The following is a 12,111-nucleotide window of genomic DNA, read 5'->3' as shown; positions in this document are numbered from 1 at the left end:
TATGTATAGTATAAATATGATTGCTATTAAGGCAGATAAACGTAAATGTTTTTTCTATGGGGAAACTCATTCATTGTTAGGCACACTCGTTTTTACCCATGGCAACTTGCCCTATCCCTTTTATCTTGAACATTTAACACAAAAAAAAGTGGCTGCCGAAGCAACCACCATTATCCATTTATCTATTTATTTATTTATTAATTAACCAATAAAGCATCAATGGAATACGTACCTGCCCCGATTAAAGCCACTCCAACGGCAACAGCAATCAGCATAAGATTGTATTCATACCCATTTGAGGTAACCCAATATCCATTTTTTCCGTGTACTGTCACAATAGCACCCAGCATGGTTAAAACGATGAGAATCGCTCCGATCGGTGTGAACAAGCCTGCCGCGAACAGCAAACCGCCGACTAATTCAGCAAGACCGGCTAAAACGGCCATTTGTACACCCGGTTTTAGTCCAATCGATTCAAACCAGCCTCCCGTTCCTTTTGGTCCATATCCACCAAACCAACCAAATAATTTTTGAGCTCCATGCCCTGCAAAAGTTAATCCAACCACCAAACGTATAATAAGCAAACCAATATTCATGATAAGCCCTCCTTGTATTTTTTATTATCATCTAACTTTATGTAAGTATAATATGATGAATACATACTTTTGTCAAGATACTTTTAAAAAGTAATTATAATTTACAAAAACCCACTGCGATCCATTGGTTAAACTTTTCTTACTATTCATTTCTGATGGTATACTGTTCCTATTGAGGGGGCGATATCCATGTACCAAATAAGAGATTTTTTAAAAGAGGATTGGAATCAAGTGAAATTTATATATGAAGCAGGGATTGCTACAGGTCATGCTACATTTGAAACTAGGGCTCCCTCGTTTGATCATTGGATAGCGTCTGCGGTACCAGGATGTACATTGGTTGCATTTAATGACAAGGCTATTTTAGGCTGGTGTAAATTAAGTGCAGTTTCTGATCGATGTGTTTATTCTGGGGTCGCTGAAGTGAGCATCTATGTCCACCCGGATGCACAAGGAAAGGGAGTTGGAAACCTTTTACTGGAAGCACTTATTAAGCGCAGTGAAGAAAAAGGATTTTGGACTTTACAAGCGGGTATCTTCCCAGAAAACACCTCGAGTCTTGCGTTACATGAAAAACATGGGTTTAGGGAAATAGGCAGAAGGGAACGGATCGGAAAGATGCACGGAAAATGGCGGGACACCATTCTATTGGAAAGGCGCAGCAGAGTGGTGGGAGTTGAGTAAGCTCCTCAGATCGCCGGGGATGGTGACAATAAAGCAGCGGAAGGGCTTTCGCAGGTATTGTCCTTCATAAGCTCAATCAAGGACTTTTCCGCGGTATTTCACCTAGGATTTATCCTTCATAAGCCCGCTCAAGGACTTTTCGCCGGTATTTCACCTAGGATTTGTCCTTCATGCCTCGGGAAGCACAACCTAGGTTGTCCTCCAAGTACATATGCTGGTTGTCAATCCAACAAAAGTGATTGTCACAACGGACAAGAAGAAGGTTTCCTTAGAGATAAGTAAACCTCCCACGCAAATTACAAGGGCATCGATTATGAAAATCATGATTCCAACATTCAATCGAAAGATATTTGCTAAAAATTGCGCGAGAAGATCTGTGCCGCCAGTGCTCACTTCATATCTAAGCATAATTCCTATGCCTAAACCGACAAGTATTCCTCCGATCACAGAGCAGACCAATGCCGGTAGGTCAAAGTAAGAAAGAAAAAGATCATGAAGGGGGTACAAAAGGTCAATCATAAACGAAGATATAAACATACCGTGAAGGCTGTTAAGGAAGTAGTTCCGATATTTAAACCAAGCTATTGTAAAGATTGGAATGCTTAAAACAATGATGGTCAATCCCGCCTTAATTCCCAGCAAATACTTAACTATTAATCCTAAACCAATAATCCCTCCATCAAGAAGCTCAAAAGGGACTAGGAAGAAATTTATCCCGATCGATATTATGATACTACCAATGATTATAGCAATGGCTTTATCTAAAAGCGGCATATATTGAATCATCTCCAAAAAAAGGGCATGTTTCATATATATGCCACTTATCGAGTCAACTTGTACAATTATTCGACTGACTTCAAGTTTTCCAGGGAACCTATATATATTCCGGTCTATTCATGTTCATATTTTTGAATCAATTTTTTTATTTCTTCCTTGGCCTCCACTAGACTATCTGATTGCTCCAATATATTTAAGGCTTTTACAAGAGCAAGAATAGTGCTTGTTTTAGATCGATCACGAAATTCATTCTGTAGTATAAACGTCACCCCTTTCGAAATTGTTGCTGATCATAGGTTGTCCCCAATAGATGTACCTCATGCAAATAGTTCCTTTCTTCTAATTTCAAATAAATATGAGAATCACGGGCGGTGATGATGACCAAAATCGGGCTTGGCGAATGTAAAAATGGTTATCATCGAGGGTATGATGACCGACATTGGGCTTGGCGAATGCGAAAATGGTCATCATCGGGTTATGATAACCAAAATCACACTTGGCGAATGCGAAAATGGTCATCATCGAGGTTATGATAACCAAAATCACACTTGGCGAATGCGAAAACGGTCATCATCAACCTCCACCCCCGCTTCTCACTCATAAAAACCTACTTTCCCGTTATTCAAAAACCTCTTCATAAATATGGAGAACCTCATTGGCAGATAAAGGATGCGTGGCTGCCAAAGCATTTTGCCCTAATCCCCCTACGCGGATCGTTTCCTCTGCCATCAACTTGAGGTCCCCTTTTTTCACCCCAAGATTCTTTAGTGTATCGAAAGTTCCTATTTCTTTGAACCATCCCACGATAGCTTCGATTGTCGCCTCGCAAGCTTCCAGATCATCTTCGAGTGTCACGTTAAACACTTGACGGCCTAGGCGTGCGAGTCTATGGGGACGATCCTTTTTGATGATTTGACGAAAATAAGCTGGAGTTAGAATAGCTAATCCACGTCCATGTGAAATATCATAGTGAGCGGACAAGGTATGTTCCATTTGATGTACAGGAAAGCTTCCTCCTCTTCCCGCGTTCGCTATTCCCACTAAAGCGAGAGTGCTTGTCCAAAGAAGATGCGCACGGGCGTTATAATCTTCTGGTTGGTCAATGGCAGTCCTCGCATATTTCACCGCATTGCGCATAAGTCCTTCCGTAATTTCATCCTGAACGTTCGCATTCTCATCCCCTGTCATATACCCCTCATACAAATGAGTGAACATGTCTACCGCACCGTCCGCTGTATAACTGGCAGATACGGTAAAGGTTAATTCTGGATCAAGGATAGCAACACGCGGAAACAACGCGGGACCTGAGATCCCTGATTTCTCCTTTGTTTCCCAGTTGGTAATGACCGCGCCGGAATTGGCTTCAGAACCTGTTGCCGCTAACGTCGGGATTGTGACAATAGGGAGCGCCTCCTTAATTGGAAGCAATTCTTTCCAAAGTTCTGTTTTATTCCCACGAATATATTCATGGATCGGTCTTGCCGATATCGCCACAGTCGCAATGGCTTTGGCCGCATCCATGGCGGAACCGCCTCCTAAAGCAAGGATCAAATCACAATGTTCTTCACGAGCGATTTGTCCGCCTCGATCTACGGTTTCTGCCCGTGGGTTAGGCTCTACCTGGTCAAACACGATAAAATCGACGCCAGCCTCTTGCAAAGAGGTAGTTACTTTGTTTAGAGATCCCGTTTTTTTAGTCGAAGAGCGTCCCGTAACCACTAATACTTTCTTGGCGTACTCTTTTACAATTTCACCGGTCCGGTTGACTTCGCCTTTTCCAAAGATAATCTTAGTTGGAATATTTAAAGTGAAATTTAGCATATCATCATCTCCGTTTCTTATTTTTCAATAAACATTATGTCCAGATAGGCTTTTCGCAAATAGTTTTTCTTATATTTTATATATAGTTCCACTATATCCCTTTCACATTAGGAGTATTAAAACAAAAAACCGATGTCCCCACCTGGTTCCATCGGTTTTTTCGATTATTTCATAAGCTCCACCCAATTGACTGAACCGGTTGGGCGTTCCCCTTTTAAAGCTAATAGCAATTGTCTCGCACTGGACTGGGCAAGTCGTTCTCTAGCTTCTACTGTACCTGTTCCAATATGGGGGGTGAACACGGTTTTTGTGGATTGGGAAAGTAATTCTTCAGATATAAAAGCCGGACGATGGGGTGTCAACGGGTCTTCAAATTCAAATACATCCGCTGCATATCCTGCAAGATGTCCCTCTCTTAACGCATCCTTAACCGCGATTTCATCCACGATCGATCCCCGGCTGATATTAATCAAATAGCCTCCCTTTTTCATCATCATGATTTGTTCTTTCCCGATGAGGTGATAGGTCTTTTCCGTTAAATTGACAGCCACAATGATGTAGTCACATGTTTGGAGCAAGGTGTTCAGGTCTGTATAGTGAATGCTAAGCCTGATCTCCTTTTCGGGATAGGTGTAGAGATCCGTATAGCACATCTCCACTTCAAATCCTTTGGCTCTTTTCGCGATCGCTTCCCCGATTGCACCTAAACCAATCATCCCGACTTTCGCATGATGAAAATCCCTTCCTAAAAGGTTCGTTGCATGCCATCCTGAAAAAGGACCTGTTCTGACGTGCTGGTCTCCCAAAAGGATATTCCGAGAAAGGGAAAGAAGCAATCCGATCGCTAGGTCTGCCGTTGAATCAGTCAATGCGTCCGGATTTACAGTGACTAGGATACCCCGCTTGGAACATTCCTCAATATCAATATTGTCGTACCCTTTGCCAAAACTGCTAATCACTTTAACATGGGGACAGTGATCCAGAATTTCTGCATCTATGACATCGGGAACAAAGACTACCAGGGCATCAGCATCTGCTGCACGGGCTATAAATTGCTCCTTATCCAAGGGAACGATGCCATCATAATGATCTACATCACAATACTCCTTGATTAAATCAACTCCAACTGCAGGCATCCACTGGGATATAAACACTTTCGGTCTGTTAAGCATCATTTTCCCTCCTAACTAATCAATTTACTTCGAATGGTATTTCCAAAGGCATCTACCAACTGAACCATAATAAATACAGCTAAAAGAATGGCTAAGACCTCTTGGTACTGCATGATGCGAAGCGAGGCAATTAATTGAAACCCGATTCCACCAGCACCAATCATCCCTACCACTGTTGACGCCCGGAAATTGTATTCCCAACGATATAAAGAAAAGTCGATGGAATGGCTAAGAATTTGCGGGATGACACTAAAAGCAATGACATGAAAGCGAGAGCCCCCACAGGATTCAACAGCCTCGATCAATCCTTTATCCACCTTATCAATGGCTTCTGCATAAAATTTTCCAAGCATCCCCACAGAATGTAAACCTAAAGCTAAGATTCCGGGTAAGATTCCAAAGCCAACCGATGCAACAAAGATAATCGCCAGAACCAGTTCGGGAATGGTTCTTAATGCATTAAATAATCCCTTGATACCATATTGAACGGAAGGATGGATCGTTGTCGTTTCAGCAGCTAAAAAACCTAACGGAAACGCTATAGCCACAGCAATCAGGGTCGCCATGACACTCATGGCTAACGTTTCGAGGATTGGTTCTCCCAAAGTGGCAATCACCGTGAAATCAGGGGGAAGCATTTCCCCCACAATGCGCAGGAAGCTTTGCAGGACATTTCCCGAAGTTAATGCCTCCCAGCTGACGATCACGGTATAGAGCAATGACCCTACAATAAGGACTAAGCCAGAACCCAGAATCACTCCCCAATTGCTCCAAAACTTTCTTTTGGAAGAGGACGATTTAATAAGTAAGGTCGCTTCTTGATTTACTTGACTCATTGCGCCTCCAAATCTACACCAAGAAGTTTCACCATATTGCGGATCACATCATAGTCCTTATCCTCGATCGGAGCATATCCTTCCCCTTTCAATGGCTTAAGCACGGACTCATCCTTCAAGTTATAGAAAGCTTGCTTAATAGACTCTTGTAAATCCTTGTCCAGGTCAGCATTCAATACCCAAGGATAATTCGGGTAGGGTTGTGATTCCTCAATAACTTTTACTTTTGTTGCATCGATCGTCCCTTTTTGTACTAAGGATTCAAAAATAGGCTTACTTAACCCGCCCGCTTGCGCATTCCCATTTTGCACGGCCATGGCTACCGCATCATGGGAACCCACAAATTGCTCTTCATAATCCCTTCCTTGTTCCAATTTCCCTTTCGAGAAGATCATCTCTTTGGGAATCATATGACTGGATGTGGAAGCGACGTCTCCGTAAGCTACCGTTTTTCCTTTAATATCGGCTAAATTCTGCACACCTGTGTCCGTTCCAGCAATGACAACGGCTTGATAGGTCGGTGACCCTTTTTCGACCTTGGCTGCGAAAGCCACCGCATTATCCATTTTTTGCTTCAATAATACATAAGAAAGTGGTCCAAAGTATCCGATATCAATTTTTCCATTTCTCATCGCTTCAATCATAGAAGAATAATCGGTTGTCACGATGAGTTCTACATCCATATTCAAGGTTTTAGCTAAATAATTTTTCAGGGCCTCATTGTCCCTGATGACCGTAGAAGGACTTTCATCTGGAAGAAGGGCAACTTTCAGCTTATCTGGTTTACTTGCATCCGCCGGTGAACTACTATTTCCACATCCGACAGCAAACAGAGTTACGATACTTAAAATAATAGATAGGATCATTCCTTTTCTCACTTTTAATTCCTCCTTTTATGTTGTTAAAACTTGAATGGTGGAAGAGGGTTTTACCGTTTTACCGGTGTTTGGTTGCATCGATAAATGATTGCCATAAATTCGCTCGACGTCTGATACACCTAAATCCGAAGCCGCCCCATCATATTGAATCCTTCCGTAGCGCAAACCTACGATTCTTTCCCCATATTTTTTGGCATAGTCCAGTTGATGAAGATTGCAAACAATGGTAGTTCCGTTTTCTTCATTTATTCGCTTAAGGAGTGAAAGAATTTCTTCACTTGTCACGGGATCAAGGCTAGCCACCGGTTCATCGGCTAGTATAACCTGGGGATTTTGCAGCACAGCCCGGGCGATCCCTACTCGTTGTTTTTGTCCCCCGCTCAACTGGTCGACACGGGTATAAATTTTATCAACTAATCCAACCATCTCGATCGCCTCTTCCGCTCTCACCCTCTCCTCTTTTGTAAAAAAGATATTCCAAAAGGATTTCGTCCCTAAACGACCTAGCAGAACGTTTTGCAAGACCGATAGATTTCCAATAACCTGGTATTGTTGAAAAATAAAACCCACTTTTCTTCGGATCTCACGAATATTCTTCTTGTTATACAACATCCCATTCAGTGTGATTTGACCGCTTGTTGGTTGAACCAACCCATTCAAACATCGCAAAAGGGTTGATTTGCCGGCACCGCTAGAACCTAATATGACGAGGAACTCACGATCCTGAATCGAGAATTCCACCTTGTCCAAAACTAAATGATCACCAAACTTCTTTGTCAGTTCCTTTATTTTGATCATGAATCATCACCTCCCAACTTGTTTTCTATTTCATCATGCCATGACTTTATTGAGATAAAGCCCTTTCTTTATTAATAAAGTGTTAAGAATAGGTAGCACAAAATTTACGCTTGGCTTTTTTATACTCAGTGGTATAATTTTATAATCATGAGTACAAAAAAGGAGTGCGATTCCGATGGCTCGAAGTACACTGGATGCCATTTACTATGGAGCAATTGAAGCCTTTTCGGAGAAGGGCTATAACGATACCTCAATGGATTACGTTGCCGAAAAGGCTGGAGTGGCGAAAGGGACGCTTTATTATAATTTCAAAGGGAAAGACGAGCTGTTTCTATATGTCATGAAACGGGGGGCTCATTCTCTTACAGACGTAATAACCAATGTTTTCGATCAACCTGCAGATCCCGTGACCAAATGGAGAAATTATATTTCCACCCAACTAGCGTTTTTTGAGCAAAACCGGTCCTTTTTCCGTTTGATCATGCAAAATATGTGGGGACCCAATTTACTCGAATCTGTCACTTTACACGAGCTGTTTCATGATTATTTTGTGAGAATGGATCAGGAATTACAAAAAGCACAAGAGCTGGGTTTGTTAAGTGAATCCATGGATATCTCAACTCTTTCGGCCTCTATTTTTGGGATGCTGACCATCCCCGCGATCCGTTCAATCGTGCATGATCTGCCTATTGATGAGGAAAAACGGGTGAACAGCATCACCCATACGGTTTTGCAGTCGTTCAAAGGGGGCGAAACGATATGAACAAAAAGAGATGGTTGATGAGTATCGGTGCGATAGCAGTCATAGCGATTGTTATCAGTTATGCTTTCCCCCAGATGAAAACAACGACAGCCACCTCTCTCCCTTCTTCTTTCAGCGGGATTGTGCAGCAGGAGGAATATAATCTCAGCTTTAAGATCGGCGGACGTATAGGGCAAATGCCGTTAGAAGAAGGACAACGAGTGAAAAAAGGCGATCTGTTGGGATTGCTAGAAAAAGAGGAATGGCAGGCGAAGGTCGATCAAGCTAGGGCAGCAGTTACCCTTGCTTCTGCCAATGTCAATAAAGCTGCGACCGGTGTCGGGATGGTCGATCAAGCTTCACAGGCCAAAATTGACCAAGCCGATGCTGCCTTAAAGGTCGCACAGGACAAATACGACCAGCTTTCCAATGGGGCTCGTCCACAACAAATCGATCAGTTGGAAGCAAAAGTTTCCGCTGCGGAAAGTGTCTATAACCTGGCTAGCGACAAACAAAAGAAAATGAGTCAGCTGTACGATGCAGGGGCAATTCCGCAAATGCAAAAAGACGAAACGGATACCGCATGGGAGAAGGCGAAGGCAGAACTGGAAGCTGTGCAAAAGGACCTAGAATTGGCAAAAGAAGGGGCTCGGCAAGAGGAATTGAGCGCTGCCAAGCATCAAGTGGAGCAATTGCAGGGAGTTTTAAAAGAAGCCATGAGCGGCAGCAAGCAGGTTCAATTATCCGAGGCTGATGTGCAGGCGGCAAAAGGACAATTAGCACAAGCCAAAGCCAAATTGGAAGAAGCATCGATTTATCTAAAATATACAGAGCTTCGTGCACCGGTTGACGGTGTTGTCATCCGTAAAAATGTCAAAGCGGGCGAGATGATAAGTGAAGGCTTTACCGCCTTGACCTTGGCAGAACCGGCGGATAAATGGGTAACATTCTATGTTCCGGAGGACCACTTGCAGGGTTTGGCGGCAGGAAAACACTTAACATTGTCCATCCCAGCTCTACAGACAAAGACCAATGCGGTCGTTGCCTCTGTCAACCCCGCACCACAGTTTGCTGCCCAAAAGGCAACGAATTATTTAAAGGATACCGATATCCGTTCGTTTGAGGTGAAGGTTCATCTCACGGAAGAAACAGAGCAGATTCTCGCCGGAATGACAGCAGAGTGGCAAGGGGGCATTCAACCATGAATGCCCGCTCCCTCCTTGCCCACGAATGGCGGGCCCTCATTCAGGATAAACGCCTGCTGGCTACCCTTTTATTTTTACCTTTAGGGTATATGATTTTATTTGGTTTTCTTTATGGGCAGGAAAAAGTATTAAATATCCCCATAGTTTACATTGACGAGGATCGAAGCGTGCTCAGTGGACAAATCCTACAAGCCATCACCTCCTCGGAAACGTTTGAATTGATGGGACCCGTTGCTTCAGAAGCTGAATTAATAGACAAGGTGAAATCAGGCGTAGCCTATGCGGGATTTATCCTCCCGGCCGATTTGTCGCAACAAGTATCGCAAAGCAGGCAAGGGGAGGTCATGGCAATCATCGACGGTAGCAATTTAATGATTGCCAACCGCGCTCTTTCCGGTTTTCAGGAAATTGTTCAAACCTATTCCGTCGGAATTTCTATGAAACGCCTGGAGGCAAATGGAATTTCTCCCGAGCAAAGCAGCGGCATGCATATGGGTTACCGGTTGCTATTTAATCCAGGGAACAGTTACACCGTCTATCTTCTGATCGGGTTACTCGGAACCGTGCTGCAGTCCGTGACCATGCTCGGGATGACGCTTAGCCTTACGAGAGAAAGGGCAGCGGGTACGAAGGCATGGAACTACTTCGTGGTGAAGGCAATACCCTATTTTTTGATCGGACTATTTAATGTAGTTGTCGCCCTGGGTGTTTTAACACAGGTTTTCCATATTCCCTTTTTGGGTAAACTTATACTTCTATTCGGCTTGGCTCTAGCTTTTGTCTTGAGTTTGATTGGATTTAGTTTTCTCGTGAGCCTTTTCTCCAAAACCAATGTCCAAGCAACCCAAATCACTATGTTGCTTGTCTATCCATCATTTTTCCTATCCGGTTTTACCTGGCCATTTTCAGCGATGCCTTCCTGGGTAAGCTTGATGGGACATCTGCTCCCCGTATCCTACTTTTTACACGGCTTGCGGGAGATCGCTATAAAAGGAAACGGATGGGGGCAGATTTCACCAGATGTGGTTGCGTTACTTGCTTTTGCTGTGATCACGACAGCCCTGACTTTTGTAGGACACTCCTTTACGAAAAGGCACAACAGAGAGGATGAATTATATGAAAGTGTCTGATTGGATCTTGGAAGAATGGACATTTTTACTGAAAAGCAAGCGAATGTGGATCATCCTGCTTCTTGTCCCGCTGTTTTTCACCTTTCTTTTCGGTTCTGTCTATAGCGGTGGAAAACTTCGATTGCTACCGGTCGCTTTTCTCGACGAGGATCATAGTGAACTCAGTCGTCAGGTTATGCAGGCATTCGATTCATCGGAAGTCTTTTCTGTTCGTGAGGAGGTTCGATCAGAAGATGGGCTGGTTCATCAGATAGAGTTAGGGGAAGCTGAGGTTGGTGTCGTCATCCCTAAAGGATTTGAGAAAGCCGTCACCCGGGGTGAACGCGGGGAGTTAATGACCATCATTGATGGAAGTAATATCATGGTGGTAAACAGCGCCTTGAATTCCGCCAATGAAATCGTCCAGACCTTTTCCGGGGGAATCTCTATCAAGCGTGTAGAGGCTAAAGGCTTAACCGACGACAGTGTATTCAGCTTGCGGTTTGCTCATCGGATGTTGTACAACCCCGGTCTCAGCTACAGCATTTTTATGCCGCTTGGATTGGTGAGTGCCCTTGTTCAGCAAGTGCTTCTACTCGCAATTGCCTTGAGCGTTGTAAGGTATAAACCGCTTCGAGTCGTGCCGTTAGGAAAATGGATTTACGCGAAGACTGTCCCCTATTTTTGGCTAGGACTGTTTCTCGTTATGTCAACCATGGGGATTCTCATAAAAGGGTATGATTTTCCATTTGTTGGACAAACATCGCAGATGCTTCTTTTAACGGTTCTGTTTGTTTTTGCTTTAGTCGGATTGGGGATGCTTATTTCAGCGATTTCCCCTAATGCCTTGCAAGCTACCCAAATATCGATGCTTTTGGCTTTACTATCTTTTCCCTTATCCGGTTATACCTGGCCGTTCATTTCCATGCCAAAAGCATTAGTTTCTGTTGCCCATGTTTTCCCGTTGACCTATTACCTCGATGGGTTACAGAAGATCGCTGTAAAAGGAAGCGATTGGATTCAAATCCAAGGGGATCTGGTAGGTTTGTTGTTGATTGCAGCGGTTACTTTTTCCATTACTTGGTTTTTGCTAAAGGTCAATTCTTTAGGGCAAGTGGAGGGAAGGCACCCTTTAGATCATAATTAATATGAGTTGTCAGGGTTGGGCTTTCATAATATGGCTGTTTTTAATAACGGAAAAGTTTTCCGTTATCTTGGAAAATCAAATTTAAAATAGTGAAATAACGGATTTTTTTTCCGGTATATAGTTGTTTTCGATCGTTGGAAGCGGTCTAAACACTAGTTAGCGGAAAAAATTTCCGCTATTTGGTTGAAAACTCTCTTTTAATCAGTGATAACGGAAATTTTTTCCGCTAACTCTTTTCCAGAACCCCAAAGAAGAGAGTAGGGGTGGTCATTACTGACCCACCCCTCTCAATAAACCGTGCATGCGGACCTACGCACACGGCTTTGACACTACATATTTCTTACGA

Annotated in this window: 14 protein-coding genes; 6 read left to right on the top strand and 8 right to left on the bottom strand. The window is 43.3% G+C overall.

All coding sequences use genetic code 11. The features are described from left to right. Positions 1-16 precede the first annotated feature (16 nt). Positions 17-205, top strand: a complete 189-nt coding sequence (locus J2Z37_RS20295; protein WP_209812144.1) for a hypothetical protein — start codon at positions 17-19, stop codon at positions 203-205. Here the strand turns inward: J2Z37_RS20295 and J2Z37_RS20290 are convergent. Next, the gene (locus J2Z37_RS20290; protein WP_209812143.1) at positions 198-596 is read right to left on the bottom strand and encodes a DoxX family protein; all 399 of its coding nucleotides are present in this window, start codon (positions 594-596) and stop codon (positions 198-200) included. The genes J2Z37_RS20295 and J2Z37_RS20290 overlap by 8 nt on opposite strands. Positions 597-785: 189 nt before the next feature. Here J2Z37_RS20290 and J2Z37_RS20285 point away from each other — a divergent pair, with 189 nt between their 5' ends. Then, positions 786-1,280: a GNAT family N-acetyltransferase gene (locus J2Z37_RS20285; RefSeq protein WP_209812142.1), complete on the top strand. Its 495-nt coding sequence runs from the start codon at positions 786-788 to the stop codon at positions 1,278-1,280. Between the two features lie 189 nt (positions 1,281-1,469). On the opposite strand, the gene J2Z37_RS20280 is transcribed toward J2Z37_RS20285, so the two are convergent. The 7 genes from J2Z37_RS20280 to phnC all read right to left on the bottom strand — a co-directional run bounded on the left by J2Z37_RS20280 (position 1,470) and on the right by phnC (position 7,562). Further along, on the bottom strand, positions 1,470-2,054 hold the full coding sequence (locus J2Z37_RS20280) for a YitT family protein (RefSeq protein WP_209812203.1): 585 nt from the start codon (positions 2,052-2,054) through the stop codon (positions 1,470-1,472). A gap of 348 nt (positions 2,055-2,402) precedes the next feature. Further along, entirely contained in the window at positions 2,403-2,579 is a 177-nt protein-coding gene (locus J2Z37_RS20275; RefSeq protein ID WP_209812141.1) for a hypothetical protein, read from the bottom strand. A gap of 96 nt (positions 2,580-2,675) precedes the next feature. Further along, the gene (locus J2Z37_RS20270) at positions 2,676-3,878 is read right to left on the bottom strand and encodes an iron-containing alcohol dehydrogenase (RefSeq protein WP_209812140.1); all 1,203 of its coding nucleotides are present in this window, start codon (positions 3,876-3,878) and stop codon (positions 2,676-2,678) included. Between the two features lie 164 nt (positions 3,879-4,042). Next, positions 4,043-5,050, bottom strand: a complete 1,008-nt coding sequence (locus J2Z37_RS20265) for an NAD(P)-dependent oxidoreductase (RefSeq protein WP_209812139.1) — start codon at positions 5,048-5,050, stop codon at positions 4,043-4,045. Positions 5,051-5,061: 11 nt separating this feature from the next. Next, positions 5,062-5,886, bottom strand: a complete 825-nt coding sequence (gene phnE, locus J2Z37_RS20260) for a phosphonate ABC transporter, permease protein PhnE (RefSeq protein WP_209812138.1) — start codon at positions 5,884-5,886, stop codon at positions 5,062-5,064. Beyond that, the gene (gene phnD, locus J2Z37_RS20255; protein WP_209812137.1) at positions 5,883-6,764 is read right to left on the bottom strand and encodes a phosphate/phosphite/phosphonate ABC transporter substrate-binding protein; all 882 of its coding nucleotides are present in this window, start codon (positions 6,762-6,764) and stop codon (positions 5,883-5,885) included. Before phnD ends, phnE begins: the two co-directional genes overlap by 4 nt. Positions 6,765-6,779: 15 nt before the next feature. Continuing rightward, the gene (gene phnC, locus J2Z37_RS20250; protein ID WP_209812136.1) at positions 6,780-7,562 is read right to left on the bottom strand and encodes a phosphonate ABC transporter ATP-binding protein; all 783 of its coding nucleotides are present in this window, start codon (positions 7,560-7,562) and stop codon (positions 6,780-6,782) included. A 175-nt stretch (positions 7,563-7,737) separates the two neighbouring features. Here phnC and J2Z37_RS20245 point away from each other — a divergent pair, with 175 nt between their 5' ends. The 4 genes from J2Z37_RS20245 to J2Z37_RS20230 are packed head-to-tail and all read left to right on the top strand — an operon-like array spanning position 7,738 to position 11,765. After that, a complete protein-coding gene (locus J2Z37_RS20245) occupies positions 7,738-8,325 on the top strand; it encodes a TetR/AcrR family transcriptional regulator (RefSeq protein WP_209812135.1) in 588 nt (195 codons plus the stop codon). After that, positions 8,322-9,509 carry an HlyD family secretion protein gene (locus J2Z37_RS20240; RefSeq protein ID WP_209812134.1) on the top strand — a complete coding sequence of 396 codons (1,188 nt, stop codon included), beginning with the start codon at positions 8,322-8,324 and terminating at the stop codon, positions 9,507-9,509. Before J2Z37_RS20245 ends, J2Z37_RS20240 begins: the two co-directional genes overlap by 4 nt. Further along, positions 9,506-10,639, top strand: a complete 1,134-nt coding sequence (locus J2Z37_RS20235) for an ABC transporter permease (RefSeq protein ID WP_209812133.1) — start codon at positions 9,506-9,508, stop codon at positions 10,637-10,639. Before J2Z37_RS20240 ends, J2Z37_RS20235 begins: the two co-directional genes overlap by 4 nt. Beyond that, positions 10,626-11,765 carry an ABC transporter permease gene (locus J2Z37_RS20230; RefSeq protein ID WP_209812132.1) on the top strand — a complete coding sequence of 380 codons (1,140 nt, stop codon included), beginning with the start codon at positions 10,626-10,628 and terminating at the stop codon, positions 11,763-11,765. Before J2Z37_RS20235 ends, J2Z37_RS20230 begins: the two co-directional genes overlap by 14 nt. The last annotated feature ends 346 nt before the right edge of the window (positions 11,766-12,111 follow it).

Source organism: Ammoniphilus resinae, assembly GCF_017873965.1.
Taxonomy (GTDB): Bacteria; Bacillota; Bacilli; order Aneurinibacillales; family RAOX-1; genus Ammoniphilus_A; species Ammoniphilus_A resinae.
Note: the sequence above shows the minus strand (reverse complement) of the source record. Positions and strands in the feature narration are given on the sequence as shown.